Here is a 25,141-nt window from a genome sequence, read left to right as displayed (position 1 = left end):
GGAACGGCACGGCATGCTCGAGGTCACGCGATGACGATCGCCTTCCGGCGACGCGCCGGGCGGGGGGACACCCCCGCCCGGTCGTCGCTGTACCGACGACGCGCCGTCGGGCTGGTGGCGATCCTCGCCGCGCTGCTCGTGGCGATGCTCCTGAGCCTGGCGCACGGCGCCAACCCGCTCGGCTACGACCAGGTCTGGTCGGCCCTGTGGAACCGCGACGACGGTTCGCAGGCCGCCATCATCGTGTGGACCGAACGGTGGCCCCGGACACTCGTCGCCCTCGGCGTCGGTGCCGCGCTCGGCGTCGCCGGGGCGGTGATCCAGGCGCTGACCCGCAACCCGCTCGCCGAGCCCGGGATCCTGGGGGTCAACGCGGGCGCCGGCTTCGCGGTCACCCTCGGGGCCGGTCTGCTGGGGCTCACCGGCATCACCCAGTACGTGTGGTTCGCGTTCCTCGGCGCCGCGCTGACCACGATCATCGTGTTCGTGATCGGCTCGGCCGGCGGGGGTACCGCCTCGCCGGTCACCCTGGTCCTCGCGGGCGTCGCGCTCTGGGCGGTGCTCAACGGGTTCTCGACCTTCCTCACCCTGATCGACCCCGAGACGTTCCGCGCGTTCCGCAACTGGGGCCTCGGGTCGATCTCGCGCACCGGCCTCGAGGACACGCTGCTGGTCGCACCGTTCCTGGTCGCCGGACTGCTCGGTGCCGTCGCGCTGGCCGGGTCGCTGAACTCCATCGCCCTGGGCGACGACCTGGCCGCCTCGCTCGGAACCCGGGTGGCCCGCACCCGCGTGATCGGCGTGCTGGTCATCACCCTGCTGGCCGGCGGCGCCACCGCCCTGACCGGCGGGATCGCCTTCGTCGGGCTGATGGTGCCGCACGTCGTCCGGTGGTTCGTCGGACCCGACCAGAGGTGGATCATCGCCTACTCCGCGCTCGCCGCCCCGGTACTCATCCTGGTCGCCGACATCCTCGGCCGGATCATCGCCCGCCCCGGTGAGATCGAGGTCGGCATCATCACCGCGATCATCGGGGCGCCGGTGCTCATCGCGCTCGTCCGCCGGAGGGAGGCGAGCGGCCTGTGACCACGACCCGGCCCCGGGTGGACTTCGGCTACGCCGTCCGTACCGTCCGCTCGCCGCTGTTCTCCGGCCGCGTCGGCGTCCGGCTCGCCGTGGTGTCGGCGGCCCTGCTGCTGGCCGCGCTGGTCGTCTCGGTCCTCGCGCTCGGGCTCGGCGACTTCCGGCTCGGCGCCCTCGAGGTCACCCGGGCGCTGCTCGGCGGCGGGGAGTCCTTCCACCGGATCATCGTGACCGAGTGGCGGCTGCCGGTCGCCCTGGCCGCGATCGTGTTCGGCGCGTTGCTGGGGATCGGCGGGGCGATCTTCCAGTCGCTGACCCGCAACCCGCTGGGCTCGCCGGACGTGATCGGGTTCGACGCCGGCTCCTACACCGGCGTGGCGGTCACGCTGCTGGTGCTCGGCGCCGGCAGCTACTGGAACATCGCCGTCGCCGCACTGACCGGGGGGCTGCTCACCGCGTTCGTGGTCTACGCGCTCGCCTACCGCCGCGGGATCACGGGCTTCCGGCTGATCATCGTCGGGATCGGGATCGCCGCGATGCTGAACTCCGCCAACGCCTACCTCATCACCCGGGCCGACATCGACGACGCCATGACCGTCGGCCTCTGGCACGCGGGGTCGATCGCGAACGTCACGTGGACGCCGATGCTGCCCTCGCTGGGGTTCGCGGCCGTGATCGTGGTCGCCGCGGTCCTGCTGTCGCCCGCCCTGCGCCGCCTGGAGCTCGGCGACGACGCCGCGGTCACCCAGGGCACCCGGGTCGGCGCGGCGCGGCTCGCGCTGCTGGTCGTCGGGGTCGCGACGACGGCCCTGGTGACCGCGGCGGCGGGCCCGATCACGTTCGTCGCCCTGGCCGCCCCCCAGCTCGCCCGCCGGCTGACCCGCTCGCCGGGGATCAGCGTGCTCTCCTCCGCCGCGATGGGCGCGATGCTCCTGGCGTCGGCACACCTGCTGACCCTGGCGATCGCCGAGGTGTACCGGGTCATCCCGGTCGGCCTGATCACGGTCTGCCTCGGCGGCCTCTACCTGATCTGGCTCCTCGTGCGCGAGGCCCGCCGGCAGTACGGGACACCTGCATGAACGGAACCGGGAGAACCCCGATGTACACCGAGACCGCACGCCCCGGCGCCCCGGCGCCCGAGTCGGACGCGGGGACAGCACCGGCCGCGCCACCCGGGGAGACCGCGCCGCGGATCGTCACCGAGGACGCCACGATCGGCTACCACGGGCGCGTCGTCGCCGAGCACCTCTCGGTGGCGGTCCCCGACGGGTCCTTCACCGCGATCATCGGCCCCAACGGATGCGGAAAGTCCACCGTGCTACGTGCGCTGTCCCGGGTCCTGCCCGCCTCGGCGGGCCGGATCCTGCTCGACGGCAAGGCCGTCGGCAGCTACCCGCCCAAGGAGGCCGCCCGCCGGCTCGGGCTGCTGCCGCAGAGCTCGCTGGCTCCCGACGGGATCCGGGTCGCCGACCTGGTCGCGCGGGGCCGGGCGCCCTACCAGAACCTCATCCACCAGTGGCGGCCCTCCGACGAGGACGCCGTCCGGGCGGCCCTGGAGGCCACCCGGCTGACCGAGCTGTCCGGGCGGCTGGTCGCCGAGCTGTCCGGCGGCCAGCGGCAGCGGGTCTGGGCGGCGATGCTGCTGGCCCAGGACACCCCGATCATGCTGCTGGACGAGCCGACGACGTTCCTCGACATCGCCCACCAGTACGAGCTGATGGAGCTGTTCCGCACCCTGCACGAGCAGGGCCGGACCATCGTCGCGGTCCTGCACGACCTCAACCAGGCCGCCCGCTACGCCGACCACCTGATCGTCATGCACGACGGGCGGGTGGTCACCACCGGCCCGCCGGAGTCGGTGATCACCGCCGAGCTGATCGACGAGGTGTTCGGACTCCGCTCGCTCGTGGTACCCGACCCGGTCACCGGCACCCCTACCGTGGTGCCGCTGGACCCCCGCACCGTGACACCCGCACCGTGACACCCGAAAGAACGCCCTGACACCCGAAGGACACCGATGACCGCACCCGGAACCCGCACGCGACGGCCGCAGATCGTGCTGGAGGTGATCGAGCGGGTGCAGCTCACCCCGCACATGGTGCGGATCGTCGCCGGTGGCCCCGCGCTCGCCGACGTCGAGGACAAGGGCCACACCGACTCCTACACCAAGATGCTCTTCCTGCCCCCGGGATCCGAGCTGACCCCGCCCTACGACCTCGCCGCGCTGCGCGAGCAGCTGCCGGTCGAGGCGCTCCCCTCGACGCGCACCTACACGATCCGCCGGTTCGACCTGGCGAACCAGCGGGTCTGGATCGACTTCGTCGTGCACGGCACGACCGGCGTCGCGGGCCCGTGGGCGGCGACGGCCGAGCCCGGCGATCCGGTGGTACTGACCGGGATCGGCGGCGGCTACGCCCCCGACCCGCAGGCCGACTGGCACCTGCTCGCCGGTGACGAGGCGGCCCTGCCGGCGATCGCGGCCGCGCTGGAGGCGATGCCCGCCGACGCCCGCGGGGTCGCACTGCTCGAAGTGGACTCCGCGGCCGACCGGCTCGACCTGGTCGCACCGGACGGCGTCGAGGTCCGGTGGCTGCACCGCGACGGCGCCGAGGCGGGCACGACGACCGTGCTCGTCGACGCCGTCCGGGCGCTGGACTGGCCCGCCGGCCGGGTCCAGGTGTTCGCGCACGGCGAGCGGAGTGCCATGAAGGCGCTCCGCCCGCACCTCACCGACGAGCGCGGCCTCGACCGGTCCGCGTTCTCGCTGTCCGCCTACTGGGCCCACGGCCGCGGCGAGGACGTCTTCCAGTCCGAGAAGCGCGAGCCGGTCGGGCAGATCTGACGCCGGGCCCGGCGGCGGCCGGAGCGCCTACACCGGCTCCGCGACCGCCGCCAGGTCGTCCATCAGCCCGGTCAGCGCCGCGGCACCACGGGCCGCGACCTCGCGCGGCGGCTGCGCCCGGAGCTCGGGGTTGAAGATCTCCAGCGAGAGCGGGCCCCGGTACCCGGTGGCGAGCAGCGCCCTCAGGGGCGTGTGCAGGTCGAACTCCCCCTCGCCGGGCAGGCAACGGTGGTTGCGGCTCCACTGCTTGAGGTCGGTCTGCTCGAGGCCGGTCGAGAGCATCGGTGCGTCGGCCACCTGGGCCAGGCCGATCTTCTCCGCGGGGATCCCGTCCAGGGCGTCGGCGCCCTCCCCGCGGCTGATCAGGTGGAAGGTGTCGACGGTCACCGACAGCCCGGGGTGGTCCGCGCGGCGCACCACGTCCCAGGCCTCGGCGAACCGACCGATCCGGGTGCCCCAGGCCAGCGCCTCGTAGGTCACGGTCATGCCGCGCTCGGCGGCGGTCTCGGCGAGCGTGCGGAGCTGCGCGGCCGAGCGGTCCCGGTCCGGGTCGGCGTCGTCGTCGGTGTTGGACACCACCAGGATCGACGTGGTGCCGAGGCCGGCCATCACGTCGAGCTCGCCCCGGAAGCGGTCCAGCACCCGGTCGAACTCGGCCGCGCTCACGCCCTCGGCCCGCCGGAACGGCTGGTAGTGGTCGATCGTCACGCCCAGGTCGGCGCACCGGGCGGCGACCTCGGCCGCGGACAGCCCCGAGTCGGCCAGGTCTGCGTCGAGCAGCTCGACGGCGTCGAAGCCGGCCGCGGCGACCGCGTCGAGCTTGTCGGTGAGTGCGCCGCCGAGTGACACCGTGGCGATGCAGGTCCGGATCCGCAGGTCGGTCGCGGCCGGATCGGCGCCGGGCTGCAGCTCGCGCACGACCTCGATCCACCGCTCCAGCCGGCGGTCCTCGGCCAGCGCGATGTAGCTGATCCCCGGCACGCCGGCCCGGCGCCACCGGTCGACCAGCTCCATCGTGCGCACCGAGTCCATGCCCTGCTCACGCAGGTCGAGCCGGTGGTCGAGCTCGGCGGGCTCGAGGAACAGCACCTCCGCGACGTCGGCGGCGAGCTGCTCGGCGGTCAGGCTCATCGGGGGTCCTCCCGGGTGTCGGTGACCGCGGCGCCCCGTTCGAGCAGCCCGGCCAGGTGGTGTGCCCAGCGCGGCAGGCCGCGGTCCGGGCGGACGATCGAGTGGTGGTCCTCGCCCTCGAGGTGCACGGTCCGGGCCCGTGGCAGGTGCGCGGTCCACGCGTGCACCCCGGTGCCGTCGGCGACGTCGGCCTCGACGGGTGCGCCCGCCGCGACGACGAGGGCCGGGCAGCCGAGCTCACCGGCGGTGGGCTCGGCCATCAGCCGCTCGCAGCGCAGCCCGGACACCGCGGCCGCGGTGAGCTGCGCCCGGTCGGCGAAGACCTCGGCGCTCGCCGCCGCGCCGAGGCTCTCCCGCAGCTCGTGACCGGCGGCCTCGATGAACTCGCGCTGGCGCAGCGGGTCCTCGGCGACCGGCACGCCCGGGCGGGGCTGGACGTCGCCGGGGTCCGGGATGTGGTCGGGACCGGTCGGGGTGGTGTCGACGATCGTCACCGAGCCGATCGTCTCGCCGCGCGCGACGAGCTCCCGGCCGACGGCGAAGACGATGTGCCCGCCGAACGACCAACCCAGCAGGTCATAGGGCCCGCCGGGCTGGACCCGCTGGACCGCGTCGGCGTAGACCGCGGCCAGCTCGGCGAGCGAGGCGAACTCGGTGCCCAGCCCGGCGTGCGCCGGGTCCTGCAGCCCGACGACGCCGACGCCGGCGGGCACGTGCGCGGCCAGCGCCGAGTACAGCGACGCGTGCCCGAAGCGGGCGTGCGCGCAGAACAGGTACCGGCCGGCGTCGGCGGGGGCCAGCGGCACCAGCACCGCATCGGCGACGTCACCCGCCCCGGTCGCCGCCTCCCGCGCCGCGCCGCCGTCGGTCAGCTCGGCCAGCGCGCTGAGCTCCTGCGCGGCGAACACGTCCTTGACCAGCAACGACGATCCGAGCCGTTCGTTCAGCCGGGCGACCAGGCGCATCGCCAGCAGCGAGTTGCCGCCGACGTCGAAGAAGTTCGCGCCCGCCGACACCTCGGGCGAGCCCAGCAGCTCCGCGACCGTCGCGGCGACCACGGCCTCGGTGTCGGTCCGCGGGGCCACGAACTCCGCGGCCGCCGACTCGACCACCGGCAACGCCTTGGTGTCGATCTTGCCGTTCACCGTCAGCGGCAGGTCGTCGAGGACGGCCAGACCGGCCGGGACCATGTAGTCGGGCAGGACGGCCCGGGCCCGGGTCCGCACGGCGTCGAGGTCCACCGCCCCGGTCGCCCCGGCCACCGGCACCAGGTATCCGTAGAGCTGCAGCGTTCCCCGGGCGTCCGGGCGGGCGAGCACCGCGGCCCGCGCGACCTGCGGGTCGGCGGCGAGGGTGTCGGCGACCTCGCCCGGCTCGATCCGGTACCCGCGGATCTTCACCTGGTCGTCGGCCCGGCCCAGGTAGTCGATCGTGCCGCCGGGGGCCCAGCGGGCCAGGTCCCCGGTGCGGTACATCCGGGCCCCGGGCTCCCACGGGCAGGCGACGAACCGCTCGGCGGTGCGGGCCGGCTCCGACCAGTACCCGCGGGCGGTGCCCGCGCCGGACAGGTACAGCTCGCCGGGAACGCCCGGCAGGACCGGCTCGAGGTTCGCGTCCAGGATGTGCGCGCGGGTGTTGAAGATCGGCCGCCCGACACTGGACGTGGCGGTGTCGGCGAGGTCCGCCCCCAGCGCGTTGATCGTGTACTCGGTCGGCCCGTACAGGTTGTAGGACTCCACCCCGGGCGCGTCGCGCAGCTGCGTCCACAGCGCGTCCGGCACCGCCTCGCCACCCAGCGACACGAACACCACACCGGGCGCGTCCGCGTCGACCGAGCGTCCCGCCGGCCGGTCCCGCTCGAGCAGGCCGGAGTCGACGAGCACCTGCCCGTAGGAGGGGGTCACGTCGAACCCGTCGATCCGGGCGGCGTCGTAGTGCTCGAGCAGCCGCTGCGGCTCGCGCCGCAGCTCCTCGTCGATCACGTGCACCTCGTGCCCGTTGAGCAGCCAGAACAACTGCTCCCAGGAGGCGTCGAAGGAGAACGACGTCGTGTGGGCGATCTTCATGCGCCGGCCGCCCTGGTGCGCGACGACCCGGTCGAAGATCTCCTCGACGTGGTTGGCGTACATGTTGGTCAGGCCGCGGTAGCCGACGGCGACGCCCTTGGGCAGGCCCGTCGACCCCGAGGTGAAGATGATGTAGGCGAGATCGTCCTGGTGGACCGGGGCGCCGCGGTCGTCGTCGGTGACCGGCGCCGGGTCGGCCGCGGCGATCCGCTCGCGGACGGCGTCGTCGTCGAGGTCGAGCACCTGCCCGGCCCCGGTGCCGGGCAGCCGGGCGGAGTCCCGGGCGGTCACCAGGGTCACGGTCGGGCGGGCGATGTCGAGCATGGTCGCGATCCGCTCGTCCGGGTGCTCGGCGTCGATCGGGACGTAGGCCGCGCCGACGGCGAAGACCGCGAACATCGCGATCACCATCCGCTCGTCGCGCGGCAGCAGCAACGCCACCCGGTGCTCGGGCCGCACGCCGGCGTCCAGCAGGACCCGCGCGTACCGGTTCAGCTCCGCGGAGAACTCCGCGAAGGTGAAGCTCCGCTCCCCCGCGACGAGTGCGGTCGCCCCCGGCGAGGCGGCCACCTGCTCGCGCAGCAGGTCGGCCACCGTCACCTCGGGCACCGCGCGCGTCACGCCGGCGGGGTCCGCCGCCCGCTCCCCGGGCAAGTGGGCCCGGATCCGGCCCACCGGTGCGTCGAGGTGGGCGACCAGCTCTCCCAGAACGTGGGTGTAGCGCTCGGCCAGCCGGGTCGCGGCGGGCTCGTCGAGGGCGTCGCGCCGGTGGGACAGCCGGACGTGGACCGAGGCCGCGCCGTCGGACTCCCACGGGTTCACCGCGAAGGTGACCGGGTAGTGGGTGGCGTCGTTCACCGTCCCGCCCGTCACCCGCATCCCGGCGTCGGGGCCGGCCGATCCGAACGGGTCGAAGGGCAGGTTCTGCACCACGAACAGGGTGTCGAACAGGGCGCCCAGGCCGGCGTCGTCCTGGATCCGGGTCAGCGACACATAGGGGTGGTCGACCACCGCGGCCCGCTCGGCCCGGACCCGGAGCAGGAGCTCGGTGACCGTCTCGGCCGGACGGGCGGCGACCCGCATCGGCAGGGTGTTGAACATCAGCCCGATCATCCGGTCGGAGTCCGGCAGCTCCGGGGGCCGCCCGGAGACGGTGTTGCCGAACACGACGTCGCTGCGGCCGGTGACCCGGCCGAGGGTGATCGCCCACGCGGTCTGCAGGAGCGTGCCGACGCTGACCCCGGCGGTGCGCGCCGCGGCGAACACCGCCGCCGCCCGGTCCGGGCTCAGGTCCCGGTGGACGTCGCCGGTCTCGACCCGGGTCAGGCCGAGGTCGCCGCCCTCGGGCCAGAGCAGCGTCGGTTCGGTGACCTCGGCGAGGTGGTCGCCCCAGGCGCGGTGCGCGGCGGCGGTGTCCCGGGAGTCGAGCCAGTCCAGGTAGGACTCGAACGACGCGGGGCGGACCCGGTCGAGCAGGCCGGGGTCGGCGTAGGCGTCGACGATCTCGGCGAGCAGCGCGTTGATCGACCACCCGTCGAGCAGGATGTGCTCGAAGGTCATCGCGAGCGTCCAGGCCCGCTCCGCGTGCTCGATCAGCGTGAACCTGATCAGCGGCGCGGCCGCGACGTCGAAGGGCTCCTCCCGTTCGCGGGCCAGGAAGTCCCCGGTCGTGGTCTCCAGCGCGGTCCACTCGGCGAGCCGGACGACCCGGAACGGGACGTCGGCCCGGCCCGGGATCACCTGCACGTCGGTGTCGGGCAGCGGCACGAACACCGCCCGCAGGTTCGGGTACCGCGCGAGCACCCGCTCGGTGGTGCGGGCCAGGTGCGCGGTGTCGATCTCGCCGGTGATCTCCCGGAGGACCTGGGAGACGTAGGCGTGGTGGTCGCCGGTCTCGCGGGCCCGCACCATGTGGTAGAGCAGGCCGCTCTGCAGCGCCGACAGCGGCAGCAGCCGGCTGTCCTCGCCGTGCACCGACCGCAGCCGGGCCGCGTCGGCCTCGGACACCCGGGCCCGGTCGGCCCTGCGCAGCCGCGGGACGTGCCCGTCCCGCACGCTCTGCGGTGCCCCGTCCCCCGGCCACCGGATGGTCATCGCGACGCCGGACCGGTAGGAGGTGACGAGCTCGCCGGCCAGGTCGCGCAGGATCTCGAGAGGCGCGGTGTCGTCGACGCCGGCCGAGAGCTCGCCGGTCCCGTCGTCGCGAACGTGCAGCGCGAGCGCCTCCGCCCCGGGCACCGTGTGGGTCAGGTACTCGACCGCCGCCCGCCAGGAGCCGGACTCCTCCGGGGTGAACGCCGGGAGCGGCACGCGCGCTGCGGTCCCGGCGGGCCCGGCGGTCGCGACCGGCGACGGCGGGGTGTCCGGCAGCGCCCGGACGAGCTGGGCCAGGTGCCGGACCGGCAGCTGCGGGTACCGCGTGCCGAGGACCAGGAAGAGCCGCGCGCGGGTGAGCAGCCGCTCGGCGGTGCCGGTGGAGAACAGCTCCCGGGCGGCGTTGAGCCGCAGCTCGACCGTGCCGCCGGGGCCGCGGGCGATCGCGTAGACCAGGTCGAACAGCGCGGCGCGGGCCTGCTCGGTGTCGGCGTCGACCGACATCGAGACGTCCGGGACCAGCCGGGCCGGATCGGGCCCCGCGTCGGCGGCGTCGTCCACCGATGCCGCCATCACCTGGAACAGCGGGCTGACGCCCGGTATCCGCGGCGGGCCGAGCGCCTCGACCACGCTGTCGAACGGTGCGGTCCGGTGCTCGCCGGCATCGATCACGCGCTCGCGCACACCGGCGAGCAGGGCGGCGAAGCCCGCGGTCTCGTCGATGTCGGCGCGCACCACGACGGTGTTGACGAAGTACCCGACGGCCCCCTCCAGCTCGGGCCGGTCGCGTAGCCCTGCCGGGGTGCCGACCGGCACCGTGTGACCGGCGCCCTCGGTCCACAGCCCCAGCGCGAGCGCCGCGACCAGCCCCTGCAGCGGGGTGGCCCGGTGCTCGGCCAGCATCTCCTCGACGCCCGCGCTCTCCGCGGTGTCCAGTGTGGTCCGGACACCGGTGATGGTCCGCGTCGTGCTCTCCGAGCGGGGCCGGTCGACGGGCAGCGGTGTCTCCGCCGGCAGATCGGCCAGGGTCTTCTCCCAGTACCGCAGCTCGGCGGCGAAGCGGGAACCCGGGTCGTCGCGCTCGCCGAGCGTGCGGCGCTGCCACACCGCGAAGTCCGCGAACTGGACCTCGAGCGGACCGGGCGCCCCGTCCGAGCCGGTGAGCTCGGCGTCGTAGAGCACGTTCAGGTCCCGCACCAGGGGCCGGACCGATCCCTCGTCGAGCACGATGTGGTGGCCGTGCACGACCAGCAGGTCGTCGCCGGTGTCGGTGCGCAGCAGGGTGAAGCCGGCACCGCCGTCGGTGGCCAGGTCCCGCCGCTGCGCGCGCAGCTCGGCGATCCGCGCCACGGCGGAGCCCCCGACGTCCTCGACGGTCAACACCGGCGCCTCCGACGGGTCCCGGACGACCTGGGTGAGCCCGCCCTCGGCGTCCGCGGCGAACGTCGTCCGCAGGATCTCGTGCCGCGCGGTGACCCCACCGACGGCGGCGCGCAGGGCGTCGGTGTCCGCACCGCCGGGGATCCGCAGCACGATCGCGACCTGGTAGGCGGGCCCCATCCCCATCTCGTCGAGCAGCCACAGCGCCTGCTGGCCGAAGGACGCCGGGACCGGATCGGGGCGCACCACCCCGGTGATCGGCGGCAACGGAGCGGTGTCCGGCCGCCCGGCACCACCACCAGGACCAGGACCGCCGTCGACGGCGGCGGCCAGGCCGGCGATCGTCGGGCCGGCGAACAGGTCGCGCATCCGCAGTGTGGACCCGAGGTCGGCGTTGATCCGGGTGAGCAGCCGGGCCGCGAGCAGCGAGTCCCCGCCGAGGCGGAAGAAGTCGTCGTCGGCACCCAGCTCGAGGTCGTCGCCGAGGCGCAGGACGGCGCGGATGTGCGCGACCAGCGCCCGTTCGGTGCCGGAGTCCGCGCGCCGCCCGCCGGCCGCGGCGGGGTCCGGGACGGGCAGCGCCCGCTTGTCGATCTTGCCGTTGGGGGTGAGCGGGAACGCGTCCAGCGCCACGATGGACGTCGGGACCATGTGGTCGGGCAGCCGGGCCGCGACGTGCGCGCGCAGCGTGCCGGCGAGATCGCCGGTCCCGTTCTCCGTTCCGCCGGGGGCGACGGTGACGTAGCCGAGGAGCATCTTCCCGCCCGCGGGGCGGTCCGCCGCGATCACGACCGCGCCCGAGACGGCCGGGTGGTCCCGCAGCACGGCGCGGGTCCGGTCCGGTTCGACCCGGTGCCCGCGGATCTTGATCTGGTCGTCGGCCCGGCCGAGGTACTCCAGTTCGCCGTGGGTGTTCCAGCGCACCAGGTCGCCGGTGCGGTAGAGCCGGCCGGTGCCGGACGGGTCGGAGCCGAACGGGTCGGCGACGAAGCGCTCGGCGGACAGCGCCGGGCGGCCCAGGTAGCCGTCGGCCAGCTGCGCGCCGCCGACGTAGAGCTCACCGACGACGCCGACGGCGACCGGCCGCAACCAGCGGTCGAGCACCCGGGTCGTGGTGCCCGGCTGCGGGCGGCCGATCGGCACCCGCGCGCCGGTGTCCGCCCCGCCGTCCCCGCCGTTCCGGTCGACGCGCACCGCGGTCGCGTCGCCGGTCACCTCGGTGGAGCCGTAGAAGTTGTGCAGGGCACCGGCCGGGGCGGCGCGGCGCATGGTGTCGCGGGTGCCGGGGGTGAGCGCCTCGCCGGAGGACACCCAGTGCCGCAGCGAGGGGAAGGTCGCGCCGTCGGTGCCCTCGATGCCGCCGCCGGCGTCGGTGAGGGTGTCGGCGAGGCCGGGCACCGTCAGCAGGTGGGTGACCCGGTGCTCGCGCATGGTCCGCGCCAGCTCGGCGGCGTCCCGGGCCGTCTCGTCGGACACCACGACCACCGCGGCGCCCGCGGTGAGCGGCCCGAACAGCTCGGTCACCGCGTCCACGAACCCGACTCCGCTCTTGGCCAGGCCGAGGGCGGCGCCGTCGAGCTGCAGCAGCTCGTTGCCCCAGCCGAGCCGGTTCACCACCGCCCCGTGCGAGAGCTGCACGCCCTTCGGTTCCCCGGTCGTGCCGGAGGTGAAGATGACCTGCGCCGCGTCCTGTGGCGTCGTCGGCCGTCGCGGCGCCGCGGGCGCACCGGCGGTATCGGTGCTCCCGAGCAGCAGCAGCCGGTCGTCGTCGGCGACCGGCCGGTGCCCGGCGGCGGTGGCCGCGTCGCTGACGACCAGCCGGGGCGCGCAGGCCTCGACGACGCGGGCGACGAACGCCGGCGGGTGGGCCGGGTCCAGCGGCACGTACGCGGCGCCCGCGCGCAGCACCCCGGCGAGGACGACGACGAGGTCGGCGCTGCGCGGCAGCAGCACCCCGACCCGGTCGCCCACCTCGACGCCGTGGTCGGCGAGCCGCGCGGCGAAGGCCTCCACCCGCGCATCGAGCTCGGCGAAGGACCATCGCAGGCCGTCGTCGCCGAGCACCGCCGGAGCGTCCGGTGTGGACCGGGCCCGGTCGCGGAGCAGCCCGTCGACCGTGCCGGCGGGGGCCACGACGGCCGGGCCGCGGGACCACCCCGACGTGCGCCGGTCCTCCTCGCCCCCGCGCACGTCCAGCTGCGCCACCGGCCGGTCGGGGTCGGTCGCGATCACGGTCAGCACCCTGGTCAGCGCCGCGGCGAACCGCTCGGCGGTGGCCGGGTCGAACAGGTCGGTCGCCGCGCTGACGAACCCGCCGACCGCGTCCGGGGCGTCGGTGAGGTAGACGTCGAGGTCGGTCTTCACCGCGCCGATGCCGGCGGTGTCCGGCCGGGCGTCGACGCCGGGCAGCACCAGCGGGTACGGCTCGCCGGTCTGCTGCTGGTGGGTGAGCATGACCTGGTAGACGGGGTGGCGGACGGCGTCGCGCTCGGCCCCGGCCGCGGTGACGATCCGGTCGAACGGCGCGGCCTGGTGGGTGAACCCGTCCAGCACGGTCTCGCGGGCGCGGGCGACGACGCCGGCGAGGGTGTCGCCGGGACCGATCCGGTGCCGCAGCGGCAGGGTGTTCGCGAAGTAGCCGACGGCGTCGGCCACGCCGTCCTCGGTCCGGCCGCCGACCGGCGAGCCGATCACCACGTCGTCGCCGCCGCCGAGGGCGGACACGGTCAGTGCGACCGCGGCCTGGGCGATCATGAACGAGGTCACGCCCCGCTGCAGGGCCACCGCGTGCAGCCCGGTGACGGCGTCGGGGGGCAGCGCGAACGCGACGTCGGCACCGCGGTGGGTCGGCTCGGCCGGCCGGGGGCGGTCTGCGCTGATGGTGGACTCGTCGGGCGCGCCGGCCAGCGCGTCGCGCCAGTGGCGCAGGTGCCCGGCCAGCACCGAGTCCGGGTCGTCGGGACGGCCGAGGTGCGCGCGCTGCCGCAGCGTGTGGTCGGCGTACTGCACGGGCAGCGGGGTCCAGCCCGGCTCGGCACCCGCGGCGCGGGCCCGGTAGGCCTCCGACAGGTCGCCCAGGAGCGACGGCAGCGACCACTCGTCGACGGCCGAGTGGTGCACGGCCAGCACGAACCGCCACTCCCGGGCGCCGGTGCGCAGCAGGGCCGCCCGGACGGGCAGGTCGGCGGCGAGGTCGAACCGCGCCCGCACCAGCTCCGCGACCCGGGCCTCGACGGCTTCCGCGGTCGCGTCCGTGTGGTCCTCGGTGCCGACCGGAACCCGGGCCGCGGCCTCCGCCGGGTCGACGACGAGCTGCCGCAGCCGTCCGTCGTGGTCGGCCAGCAGGGTGCGCAGCGGTTCGTGCCGGACGACGACGTCGCGCACGGCGGCGACGAGCGCGGCCTCGTCGAGCGCGCCGGACAGCCGCACGACGGTCGGCACCACGTAGCGCCCGCCGGGACCGCCCATCTGCTCGGCGAACCACAGCGCCTGCTGGCCGGGAGAGGCCGGGACCTCCGCGGGACGCTCCGCCGGGCCGGGGTCCGGATCGGCCGACCGGTCCGGATCGGAGCCGGGCGCCTCGGTGAGCAGCCCGGCGAGCCCGGCGACGGTGGGCCGGTCGAACACGTCGCGCAGCGTGAGCCGGGTGCCGCCTGTGCGGTTGACCCGCGCGACCAGGCGGGTCGCCAGCAGCGAGTGGCCACCCAGTCCGAAGAAGTCGTCGTCGACGCCGAGCGCGGCGTCGTCGGGCAGCGCCAGGACGTCGCGGAACGCCGTGGCGAGGGCGAGCTCGACGGCGGTGCGGGGCGGGCGGCCGGTCGCCGTCGGGGTCGCGAGGGGGCCGGGCTCGGGCAGCGCCCGGCGGTCGATCTTCCCGTTCGGTGTCACCGGGAAGCCGTCGAGGGCGACGAACGCGGCGGGGACCATGTGCTCGGGCAGCCGGGCGTCCAGGTGCGCGCGCAGCGCCGCGGTGAGGTCGCCTTCCTCGTCGCCGGACGTCGTCACGTAGGCGACCAGCAGGGTGCCGGCCGCCGGGTGGTCGTGGGCCACCACGAGCGCCCGCGACACCGACGGGTGGCGCTCGAGCACGGCGGTGACCTCGCCGGGCTCCACCCGGTGCCCGCGGATCTTGATCTGGTCGTCGGCGCGGCCGAGGTACTCCAGGGTGCCGTCGGCGTTGCGCAGCACGAGGTCGCCGGTGCGGTAGAGCCGCTCCCCGCCGTCCGAGCAGGGGTCGGCGACGAACCGTTCGGCGGTGAGCCCGGCGCGGCCGACGTAGCCGGTGGCGAGCTGGTTCCCGCCGAGGTAGAGCTCCCCGGTCACGCCCGGCGGGACCGGGCGCAGCCACGGGTCGAGCACCCGGGTCACCGTGTTGGCCATCGGGACCCCGATCGGCACCAGCGCACCCGCGCCCGGCACCGCCGGGTCGTACTCGTGGTGGGTGATCTCGCCGGTCTCGGTCGGTCCGTAGATGTTGAGGACGGCGCCGCCGGTCAGGGTCGACAGCGATTCGGCGAGGCCGGTCGGGAACCCCTCGCCGGCGACCATGGTCACGGTCGGCGACGGCAGGGCCCCGGTCCCGGCCCGGACGAACTCCTCGCCCATCGACGGGACGAAGTTGGTCCGGTGCACCGCGTGGCGCCGGACGACCTCGTGCAGGTAGTCGGGGTCGCCGTGCCGCCCGTCGGCGGCGACGACCAGCGTCCCGCCCTCGGTGAGCGCAGTGAAGACCTCCGGCGCCGACACGTCGAACGACACCGGCGTCTTCATCAGCACGATCCCGCCCTCGCCCAGCGGGTAGCGCGACCGGCCCCATGCCAGCCGGTTCACCAGCGCACGGTTCGGCACCTCGACGCCCTTGGGCCGTCCGGTCGTGCCCGAGGTGAAGATGACGTAGACGGGATCGTCCGCGGCCGCCGCCCGGGACGTCGCCGGCGGATCGGTCCGCCCGCGCTCCAGCTCCGCGACGACCTCGGCGTCGTCGAGGAGCAGCACGTCCGGGCCCGCCCGGCCGGCTCCGGCGGTGTCGGTGACGACCAGCCGGGGGCGGCCGTCGGTCACGATCGCGGCGACCCGGCCGTCCGGCAGCCCGGGGTCGACCGGCAGGTAGCCGGCACCGGCGCGCAGGACCGCGGCGAGCACCACGACCAGGTCGGGACTGCGGGGCAGCAGCACGCCGACCCGGTCGCCCGGCTCGACGCCGCGCCCGATCAGCAGCGCGGCGAGCGCGTTGACCCGGGCGTCGAGCTCGGCGAAGGTCCAGCGGACGCCGTCGGAGTCGCCGATCACCGCGACCCGGTCGGCCGAGCGTGCCGCCTGCCGCCGCACGAGCTCGTCGACGGTGCCGGCGGGCAGCTCCAGCCGCGCGCCGTCGGATCCGGTGTGGACGGCCCCCGCGGGGGCGGCGGCCCTGTCCAGCTCGGACAGGGTGACCTCCGGCCCGAGGCCGAGCGCGGCGTCGAGGAACGCGGCGAACCGGGCGGCGTGCTCCGGCAGCGGAATGCCGTCGACCTCCGCGTCGCGCCCGCGCAGGTCCAGCCGGAAGCCGTGCACGGGGTCGTCGTAGACCGACAGGTCGAGCCGCCCGACCGGGCCGGGGTTGACCGTCTGCTCGACCCCGGCGGTGCCGCCGAAGTCGGCCGAGTAGTCGAGCATCTTGACGTTGACCACCGGCAGCGCGAAGTAGGCCGCCTCGCCGCCGGGCCAGAGCCGGGCCAGCCGGGAGTCCTCGATGCCGGCGTGCGTCGCGACCCCGCGGATCTGGGCCGACACCGCCCGCAGGACCTCGGTCAGCGGCGTCCGTGGCCCGATGCCGACCACCACCGGGAAGATCCGTGAGGCCATCGACGGGGTGCGCAGCAGCGCCGCGCCGTCGCGGAGCATGAACGGCATGCGGACCGCGATCCGGTCGCTGTGCCGGCTCCGCGCGGTGTAGAGCCCCCACATCGTCACCAGCGCGTCGGGCCAGGAGAGCCGGGCGGCACGGGCGAAGGTCCCGAGCCGGTCCCGGACCTCCGGTGCGAGCGGTACCCGGGTGGTGTGCGGCCGGAACGCGAACGCCTCGGCCAGGTCGGGCGCGTCGTCACCGGAATCGGTCTCGACGTCGAGGATCTCCCGCCAGTACGCCTCGCTCCCGCCGTCGGGATCCGTGGCGCCGGTGCCGACGGCGTCCGCCAGACTGCCGAACCACCGGTCCGGCGCCGGGGTGCCGGTCGTCCGCGCGGTGTACAGCTCGGCGACCCGGCGGACGAACAGCGAGACGCCGTAGGCGTCGAGCAGCAGGTGGTGATGGGTGAACGCCCAGGCCCAGCCCCCGGCGGAACGCCGCACGAGCAGCGACTCGGACGTGTACAGCTGCGCCGGCACGGCGTCGGCGCGGTAGTCGACCCGGGCCCGCTCGACGATCGCGTCGTCGTCGAGCGGGTCCGCGATCACCTCGGTGCGCACCCCGGCCGCCTCGTCGACCCACTGCACCGGCGCGCCGTCGACCTCGTCGAACCGGACGCGCAGCGCCTCGGTCTCCGCGACGGCCGCGTCGACCGCGGCGACGAACGCGTCCGGGTCGATCTCACCGGACAGCCGTACGACCTGGCCGACGCGGTAGACGGTCGAGGCCGGGAACAGCTGCTGGGCGGACCAGACACCGCGCTGCGCCACGGACATCGGGAGGCGTACCGGAGATGACACGTCAGTCCTTCTTCGCTCGCTGGGCCCGCTTGCTGACCTTGCCGGCGACGGTGCTCGGGAACTGCTCGACGACCTCGACGAGATCGGGCAGCTTGTACGCGGCCAGCCCGCGTTCCCGCAGGAACGAGCGGGTGCCGGCGAGGGTGAGCGTCGCCGGGTCGGCCGCCGGACGGGGCACCACGTAGGCCTTGGTGCGCTCGCCGAGCGCGTCGTCCGGGACGCCGACGACCGAGGCGTCGTGCACCGCCGGGTGGGCCAGCAGGTGGTTCTCGACCTCCTCGGGCGCGATCTTCTCGCCGCCCCGGTTGATCTGGTCCTTCGCCCGCCCGACGACCGTCAGGTAGCCGCGCTCGTCCTGCTGGACGAGGTCCCCGACCCGGTAGTAGCCGTCCTCGGTGAACACCGTCGCGTCGTGCTCCGGCGTCCGGTAGTAGCCACGCACGGTGGCCGGCCCCCGGGTCAGCAGGTGTCCCGGGCTGCCCGGCGGCACCGGCCGGTCCGCCTCGTCGACGATCAGGATCTCGTCGGCCGCCGAGGTGGGCCGGCCCTGCCGGGTCGTGACCGTCTCCTCGTCCTCGTCGAGCCCGGTGAACGTGTGGAGGCCCTCGGCCATGCCGTAGCTCTGCTGCAGCGTGGCCCCCAGCTCGGTGCGGATCCGCCGGGCGGCCTCCACACCGAACTTCGCGCCGCCGACCCGCACCACCGCCAGGCTGCTCAGGTCCGTCTCGGCCCGCAGCGACGAGTTGAGCCACAGCAGCGCCAGTGGCGGGACCAGCGCGGTCTCGGTGACCCGGTGGCGCTCGATCAGCGCGAACGCGGTGTCCGGGCTCGGGTCCGGGGCCAGCACGACGGTGGCCCCGACGTGCAGCGCGCCCAGGAACCCCGGCGAGCGCATCGCGAAGCTGTGCGGCATCGGCAGCACCACCAGCTGCACCGACGACGCGGTGGTTCCGCCGACCCGGACCGCCTCGCGCATCGAGCCGAGGTAGCCCTCGTGGGTGTGCGGGATGAGCTTGGAGGTGCCGGTGGTGCCGCCGGAGAGCTGCAGGAACGCCACGTCGGACGGCAGGCTCCGGCGCTCGTGGGCCAGCGGCTCGTGGGCCAGCAGCTCCTCGAGGTCGGCTCCCCCGCCGGCCCGCGACAGGACGACGGTGTGCGCCACGCTCGGCGACGACGCGCCGATCTCGGCGGCGAGCGCGGCCAGGTCGGTCCCGTCGTGCGACTCCACGGTGACGTAGGCCCGTGCCTCGGCGAGGTCGACGAAGTGCGCGATCTCGTTGCGGTCGTGGGCGGCGAGGGCGAGGACCGGTATCGCGCCGAGCTCGAAGAGCGCGAACACCAGCGGGACGTAGTCGGCGACGTTCGGGAGCTGGACGACGACGCGGTCGCCGCGCCCGATCCCCCGCGCGCGGAACCCACCGGCCAGGCGCAGCACCCGCTCGCCGAGCTCGGCGTAGCTGATCCGCCGCCCGTCGGCGATCAGCGCGGTGTCGTCCGGCACCCGCCCGATCGTCTCGAACAGCATCTCGGGGAAGGTCTGGTCGGTCCAGTAGCCCTCCCGGCGGTAGCGGTCGGCGAACTCCGCGGGGTGTCCGACGACGCCGTCGAGGACGAGCGGTTCCAGCTCCGGCACGGCCGCGCTCACCCGACCCGCGAGTCGAACTGGTCGGTCGCGCCGGGCACCGGCTCCCCCGGGTCCACGCCGAGCTCGACGATCCGGTTGTCCGCGTCGACGTGCACGACGCGCGGGTCCCGGCCGGCGAGTTCCGCGTCGTCGGCGAGCAGGTAGGAGATGATGATCACGAGGTCGCCGGGGTGGACGAGGTGCGCCGCGGCCCCGTTGATGCACACCACACCGGAGTCGGGCTCCCCGAGGATGATGTACGTCTCGAGCCGGGCACCGTTGGTGATGTCGACGACCTGGACCTTCTCGCCCTCGACGAGCCCGGCGGCGTCCGCCAGCGTCGAGTCCAGCGTCAGCGAGCCGACGTAGTGCAGGTCGGCCTGGGTCACGGTCGCGCGGTGGATCTTTCCACCGAGGACGGTGCGGAACATCGGGGGTCCTCTCGGGTCGGGCGGTCAGCGCGCGGGCGCGCCCTGTGCGGTGCTCGTGGTGCCGGCGTGCCGCGCGATGTGGTCGCGCAGCGACTGCGGGCGCAGATCGGTCCAGGTCTCCTCGATCCAGTCGAGGACCTCCTGGCGGGGTTTCCCGTCGGGGCCACCGAAGGCAACCGTCCATCCACCCGGGACGGCCTGGAAGGTCGGCCACAACGAGTACTGCTGCTCGGTGTTGACCAGGGCGTAGAACGTGCCGTCCTCGTCGTCGAACGGGTTCGTGGCCATCGCGTCCGTCCTCTTCGTCGCATGTGGGCCGGGGTACGGGCACCCCGCGGGCACCGGCGTCGGCCATCCACTGTGGGCGTGAATGTGGGATCTTCGACGCCGAAACTAGCTCCCGTTGTTAGGTGAGGCTAGCCTGAATCTTGTGGATACGGCCACACGGAGTGACAGGCCGTCACGATCGAGAAGTGCGGTTAGCCTAACCTTTTCGGGCGAACGGCGCACGGGGCGCCGGTCGCCTGGCCGGCGCCCATCGGAAGGAGCGAGATGACCATCGACGCACCTCCGGCGGCGCCGCCGGTCGGGCGGCCGGTGAGCCGTTCACTGCCCCCCGACCCGCAGGAACTCGGCCGCGGCCGGCTCACCCGCCGCCTGCCGGTTCTCTGGCAGGCCGGGCCCGAGCCGCCGGTGGTGGAGCACGTCGCCGTGCGCCCCGGGGAGGGAGCGCGCCGCTTCACGGCCCGGGTGGCCCTCTCGGCGCCGCGGCTGACCGTCCCGGCCGCGGGGCTCGCGGTCGTCCAGAACGTCGCGACCGCAGCGGTCCCGGTGGTCATGGGGCTGGCGATCGACCGTGCACTGCAGACCGGCGAGATCTCCCGCCTGGCCGGCTGGCTGGTGCTGCTGGCCGTCACCTTCGGCTGCCTGACCCTGGCCTTCCGGTTCAGCGCCCATCTCGCGGCGCGCGGGGTCCAGCTCGTCGAGCACCGGCTGCGCAGCACGCTGTCCGCGCGGGTCCTGCACCCCGCCGACGGGCGGGTCCGGCAGCCGAACGGTGTGCTCCTCTCGACCACGACGAACGACCTCACCCGGCTGTCGACGGCGGTGAACCTCGGCGTGTACCCGGTAGGCGAGCTGGCCGGGATCGCGTTCGTCGCGACGTCCCTGCTGGTGATCCACTGGCCGCTCGGGGTGACCGTGCTGCTCGGCGCGCCCGTCATGGTCTGGCTGATGGGTGCGCTCAGCGCGCCGTTCTCGCGCAGCGCACGGCACGCCCAGTCACTGCTCGCCGACGCGGTCGGCCGGGCCACCGACCTGGTCACCGGCTACCGGGTGATCCGGGGCCTGCGGGCCGAGGCGGAGGCCACCCGGCGCTACCGGCGGGAGAGCCGGGCCGCGCTGGCCGGGGCGCACCGCAACGTCGGCGCCCTCGGCCGCTACCTCGCCGGCAGCAACACCGTCGCCGGGATCTTCGTCGCCGGCGTCGCCGGGCTGGCCGGGTGGTTCGCCGTGCGTGGCGAGATCAGCATCGGTGAGCTCATCGCGGTGGCCGGCCTGACCCAGGCCCTGCTCACGCCGCTGAACCTGCTGACGGTCAACGCCGGCGCCGTCTGGGCGGCCGCGGTCGGCTCCGGCAGCCGGGTCCTGGACCTGCTCACCTCCCCCGCACCGGACGGAGCGCCGGACGGGGCCGCGCCGGCCGTCGCCGCACGTCCGGTGCTCGAGGTCGCCGTCGCCGGGCACCATCCGGTGCGGCTGGATCCCGGCGACCTGGTCGGGCTGCGCACCGACGACCGCACGGCGATGGACATCGTCGCGGCGCTGCTCTCCCCCGGCGGCGGCGACCACCTCGCCGAGATCCTCGTCGACGGGGTCCCGGCCGGCCGGCTCGGTCCGGCCGACTACCGATCGGCGGTGCTCGTCGCGCCGCACGAGGCGAGCCTGTTCAGCGGCACCGTCGCCACCAACCTGGACCTTCCCGGTGCCGTGCCCGGGCGGCGCGACACGGCGCTGTGGGCCGCCGCGTGCGAGGACTTCGTGACCACCTCGCCCGACGGCCTGGCCACCGAGGTCGGCGAGAACGGCAACCGGCTCTCCGGTGGACAGCGCCAGCGGCTCGCGCTGGCGCGGGCCTACGCCGTCGACGCCCCCGTCCTGGTCCTGCACGAGCCCACGACGGCCGTCGACTCGGTCACCGGGGCCGCCATCGCCGACCGGCTGCGCCGGGCCCGCGACGACCGGTCCACATTGGTGATCACCACGTCCGCGACGCTGCTGGATCGCTGCGACCGGGTCGTCGACCTGGAGCCGGTGTCCACCGTGGACGCGCCCGGGGGGCCCGCATGACCGCACCGACCGCCGCCGGCCTACCGGTCGCGACCGGCCGGGAGACCCGGCGCGAACTGTGGCGGGCCAGCCGCGGGCACCGCGCCAAGATCCTCGCCGTCGCCCTGCTCGGGCTGTCCGGCGCCTCCCTCGCGCTGGTCATGCCCGTCGCGCTCGGCCGCCTGATCAACGCGGTCGACACCGGCACCGCCGACGCCGCGACGGTCGGGGCGACCGTCGCCGTCATGCTCGCCGCGACGACGGCCGGCGCGATCGGCACCGCACTGACCGCCGTGCTGGCCGGCCGGATCTACCAGACGATCCTCGCGGAGCTGCGCGAACGGCTGGTGGCGAACGCGATGGTGCTGCCGCGGGCCGTCGTGGAACGGTCCGGCACCGGGGATCTCGTCGCCCGCGCGAGCGACGACGTCGCCCAGATCGCCGAGGCCGCGCACCGGGTGGTCCCGGCGCTCACCTCGGCGTCCTTCGCGATCGTCGTCTCGGTCGCCGGGATGACCGCGCTGGACTGGCGGTACGGGCTCACGCTGGCCGCGACGCTGCCGGTGTACGTGCTCGCCCTGCGCTGGTACCTCGCGACGGCACCGCAGGTCTACCGGGCGCAACGGGCCGCGACCGGCGGCCGCGCCCAGCAGATCCTGGAGTCGCTGCGCGGGTTCGACACCGTGCAGGCCTACGGCCTCGGTGACCACCGGCACCGGCGGGTGATCGGGGCGTCCTGGCAGGTCGTGCGGCACACCCTGCGGGCCCGGACCGTGCAGAACATGTTCGTCGGACGGCTGCACCTCGCCGAGTTCCTCGGGCTGGCCGGCATCCTGGTCACCGGCTGCCTGCTCATCGGCGCGGGGCAGTCGACCGTCGGCGCGGCGACCACGGCCATGCTGGTGTTCCTGCGGTTGTCCGGACCGATCACCCAGCTGCTGCTGGTGATCGACGTCCTGCAGTCCGCCCTCGCCTCGCTGAACCGCATCGTCGGCGTCATCACGATGCCGGCGTCGGGAGCCGACGCCGCCGCGACGCCGCCGCCGGGCGGCGCCGCCGGCCGGCTGAGCGGGGTGGGGTTCGGTTATCCCGGGGGCCCGCGGGTGCTGCACGACGTCGACCTCACGATCGGCCCGGGCGAGCGCGTCGCGGTCGTCGGTGCGTCCGGCGCCGGGAAGACCACCCTCGCCGGCGTGCTCGCCGGGGTACACACCCCGGACAGCGGGACCGTCGGCCGGGCGGCGAGCACCCTGATGATCACCCAGGACGTACACGTCTTCGCCGGCACGCTGCGGGACAACCTCACCCTGGCCGCTCCCGCCGCGACCGACACCGAGATCGGGGAGGCGCTCGTCTCGACCGGTGCCGCGGAGCTGCTCGAGCTGCTCCCGGACGGGCTCGACACCCTCGTCGGCGCCGCCGGGCTGCCGCTGACCGCGGCCCAGGCCCAGCAGGTCGCCCTGGCCCGCGTCGTGCTCGCCGACCCCGAGCTCGCGATCTTCGACGAGGCGACGGCGGAGGCCGGTTCCGGCTACGCCGAGCAGCTGGACCGCGCCGCCGAGGCCGCTCTCGCCGGGCGGGCCGGTCTGGTGATCGCGCACCGGTTGTCCCAGGCCGCCGCCTGCGACCGCGTCGTCGTCATGGCGGGTGGTCGCGTCATCGAGGTCGGCAGCCACACCGAGCTGGTCGGGGCGGACGGGCCCTACGCACGGCTCTGGCGGTCCTGGCGGGTCGCCTCCGACGACGAGCCGTCCCGCACCGACACGTCCCACACCGACACGTCCCACACGGACGCGTCCCGCGCCTGAGCGACGGACGGCCCGGATCCGGTGGGTGCCGGGTCCGGGCCGTCCGTGCGGTCCCGGGTGCGGTCGGCGCGGCCGGGTGCGGTCAGTGACCGCGGACGGCCGGGAGCGGGTCGGGGTGCCCGGCCTCCGGCGAGGAGGCGCCGGCCCGGCCGGCCGTCCCGTCCGGCTCCGCCCCGACCAGCGAGCCGACGATCTCACCGGACCGCACGGCGATGTTCGACAGCAGGCTGGAGGTGATCCCGTGCGTGTGCTCGGTGGGGCCCTGCACGTAGATGCCCGCGTGCACGGGCGTGCCGTCGGCGAGCTCGGTGGTGCCGATGCGGTAGTCCCGCAGGACGTCCAGCCGCCCCGCCGAGTCCTTCCCGCACGCCTCGGGCAGCCCCCCGCCGAGCAGCTCCAGCGGATCGCTGGCGCGGTACCCCGTGGCGTAGACGACGGCGTCGGCCGTGAGCACCTCGCGCGAACCGTCCAGCAGGGACTCGACCGCGACCTCGACCTGGTCGTCGAGCTCGACGACGTCGGCCACCCGCGAGACGTTGCGGAACTTCAGCCGCTCGGTGCCGGCCACCCGCTCGTGGTAATGCGTCCGGTACAGACCCTCGATGAGATCCGGGTCGACGACCGAGTAGTTCGTGTTCGCGTGGTAGCCCAGCAGCATCTCCTTGACCCCGTCCGGAGCGGTGTAGAAGTCGTCCACCGCGGACGGGTCGAAGATGCGGTTGGCGAACGAGGAGTCGTCGGCCGGGCTGTAGCCGTAGCGGGCGAACACCGCGTGCACCTCGGCGGTCGGGAAGGTGCGGTGCAGGTGCTCCACGGTCTCGGCGGCGCTCTGCCCCGCCCCGATGACGGCGAACCGGCCGGGCTCGGTGCCCTCGAGCTCGCGGGTGCGGAACAGCAGCTCGCGGTTGTGCCAGATCCGCGTGCTCGTCCGGATCCCCCGCGGCAGTGCCGGCGACAGGCCGCAGGCCACCGCCACGTTGCGGGTCCGCAGCCGGCGGATCGCGCCGTCGCCGGTGCGGACCGTGACGTCCAGGAGCTCGACCGGGCCGTCGCCGTCGCGCACCGGGAGGATCTCGAGCACGTCGGTCCCGTACTCCACCAAGACCTCCGGGGCACTCCCCTCCACCCGCGACGCGGCCCACTCCAGGTAGTCGTGGAACTCCCGTCGGGTCGGGAAACTGCTGCCGTAGTTGATGAAGTCGGCCAGCCGCTCCCGGTCGTGCAGGTAGGACAGGAACGAGAAGGCGCTGCGCGGGTTGCGCAGCGTGACCAGGTCCTTGAGGTAGGACACCTGCATCGTGGCGTCCTCGAGGAGCATCCCGCGGTGCCAGCCGAACCGTTCCTGGCGCTCCATGAAACAGCCGGTCACCCGGTCCGCCGCGGCGACCGTCGCGTTGTGCTCGAGCAGCGCGACCGCCAGACCGAGGTTCGACGGCCCGAACCCGACCCCCACGACGTCGTAGAACTGCCGGCCGTCGTCGGGTCGCCCGTCCGCGGGGATCGCCATCACGAACCCTTCCTTACGCTTGGCTGAATTCATCTAAGGGCAGGCTAACTTCAACACGCGAACGGCCGTCCCGCCTAGTGGGTGATCGCATTCAGACGCACCGCATCCGCCGAAACCCCTGGTCGGTGCGGCTCGGTGAGGGCGACGTCACCCGGCGCTA

General features: G+C 74.9%; 12 protein-coding genes. 6 read left to right on the top strand and 6 right to left on the bottom strand.

Features of this window, described 5'->3' with window-relative positions; all coding sequences use genetic code 11:
• Positions 1-30 precede the first annotated feature (30 nt).
• The 4 genes from WIS52_RS21115 to WIS52_RS21100 are packed head-to-tail and all read left to right on the top strand — an operon-like array spanning position 31 to position 3,925.
• On the top strand, positions 31-1,086 hold the full coding sequence (locus WIS52_RS21115) for a FecCD family ABC transporter permease (RefSeq protein ID WP_349300044.1): 1,056 nt from the start codon (positions 31-33) through the stop codon (positions 1,084-1,086).
• Positions 1,083-2,162 carry a FecCD family ABC transporter permease gene (locus tag WIS52_RS21110; protein ID WP_349300043.1) on the top strand — a complete coding sequence of 360 codons (1,080 nt, stop codon included), beginning with the start codon at positions 1,083-1,085 and terminating at the stop codon, positions 2,160-2,162. The genes WIS52_RS21115 and WIS52_RS21110 overlap by 4 nt, the downstream gene beginning before the upstream one ends.
• A 20-nt stretch (positions 2,163-2,182) precedes the next feature.
• Positions 2,183-3,064, top strand: coding sequence for an ABC transporter ATP-binding protein (locus WIS52_RS21105; RefSeq protein ID WP_349300042.1), 882 nt, complete (start codon positions 2,183-2,185; stop codon positions 3,062-3,064).
• A gap of 36 nt (positions 3,065-3,100) precedes the next feature.
• A complete protein-coding gene (locus WIS52_RS21100; RefSeq protein WP_349300041.1) occupies positions 3,101-3,925 on the top strand; it encodes a siderophore-interacting protein in 825 nt (274 codons plus the stop codon).
• 27 nt (positions 3,926-3,952) lie between these two features.
• Here WIS52_RS21100 and WIS52_RS21095 read toward each other — a convergent pair whose 3' ends face one another.
• Genes WIS52_RS21095 through WIS52_RS21075 form a run of 5 tightly spaced genes read right to left on the bottom strand, consistent with a single transcriptional unit; the run spans position 3,953 to position 19,626 of the window.
• Positions 3,953-5,056 carry a TIM barrel protein gene (locus tag WIS52_RS21095; protein WP_349300040.1) on the bottom strand — a complete coding sequence of 368 codons (1,104 nt, stop codon included), beginning with the start codon at positions 5,054-5,056 and terminating at the stop codon, positions 3,953-3,955.
• Entirely contained in the window at positions 5,053-17,283 is a 12,231-nt protein-coding gene (locus tag WIS52_RS21090) for an amino acid adenylation domain-containing protein (RefSeq protein ID WP_349300039.1), read from the bottom strand. Before WIS52_RS21090 ends, WIS52_RS21095 begins: the two co-directional genes overlap by 4 nt.
• A gap of 1 nt (position 17,284) precedes the next feature.
• Positions 17,285-18,928: a (2,3-dihydroxybenzoyl)adenylate synthase gene (locus WIS52_RS21085; RefSeq protein WP_349300038.1), complete on the bottom strand. Its 1,644-nt coding sequence runs from the start codon at positions 18,926-18,928 to the stop codon at positions 17,285-17,287.
• Positions 18,925-19,338 (bottom strand): aspartate 1-decarboxylase, encoded by a 414-nt coding sequence (gene panD, locus WIS52_RS21080; RefSeq protein WP_349300037.1) that lies wholly within the window; start codon positions 19,336-19,338, stop codon positions 18,925-18,927. The genes WIS52_RS21085 and panD overlap by 4 nt, the downstream gene beginning before the upstream one ends.
• Positions 19,339-19,362: 24 nt before the next feature.
• The gene (locus WIS52_RS21075; protein ID WP_349300036.1) at positions 19,363-19,626 is read right to left on the bottom strand and encodes an MbtH family protein; all 264 of its coding nucleotides are present in this window, start codon (positions 19,624-19,626) and stop codon (positions 19,363-19,365) included.
• A gap of 264 nt (positions 19,627-19,890) precedes the next feature.
• On the opposite strand from WIS52_RS21075, the gene WIS52_RS21070 reads away from it, so the two are divergent.
• Both WIS52_RS21070 and WIS52_RS21065 read left to right on the top strand, forming a co-directional pair.
• A complete protein-coding gene (locus tag WIS52_RS21070; protein WP_349300035.1) occupies positions 19,891-21,687 on the top strand; it encodes an ABC transporter ATP-binding protein in 1,797 nt (598 codons plus the stop codon).
• Positions 21,684-23,474, top strand: a complete 1,791-nt coding sequence (locus WIS52_RS21065) for an ABC transporter ATP-binding protein (protein ID WP_349300034.1) — start codon at positions 21,684-21,686, stop codon at positions 23,472-23,474. The genes WIS52_RS21070 and WIS52_RS21065 overlap by 4 nt, the downstream gene beginning before the upstream one ends.
• A gap of 82 nt (positions 23,475-23,556) precedes the next feature.
• Here the strand turns inward: WIS52_RS21065 and WIS52_RS21060 are convergent, their stop codons facing one another.
• Positions 23,557-24,981 (bottom strand): lysine N(6)-hydroxylase/L-ornithine N(5)-oxygenase family protein, encoded by a 1,425-nt coding sequence (locus tag WIS52_RS21060; RefSeq protein ID WP_349300033.1) that lies wholly within the window; start codon positions 24,979-24,981, stop codon positions 23,557-23,559.
• Positions 24,982-25,141: the final 160 nt, after the last annotated feature.

The sequence above is a fragment of the Pseudonocardia nematodicida genome, assembly GCF_040105385.1.
GTDB lineage: Bacteria > Actinomycetota > Actinomycetes > Mycobacteriales > Pseudonocardiaceae > Pseudonocardia > Pseudonocardia nematodicida.
This window is presented reverse-complemented; position numbering and strand designations above follow the sequence as displayed.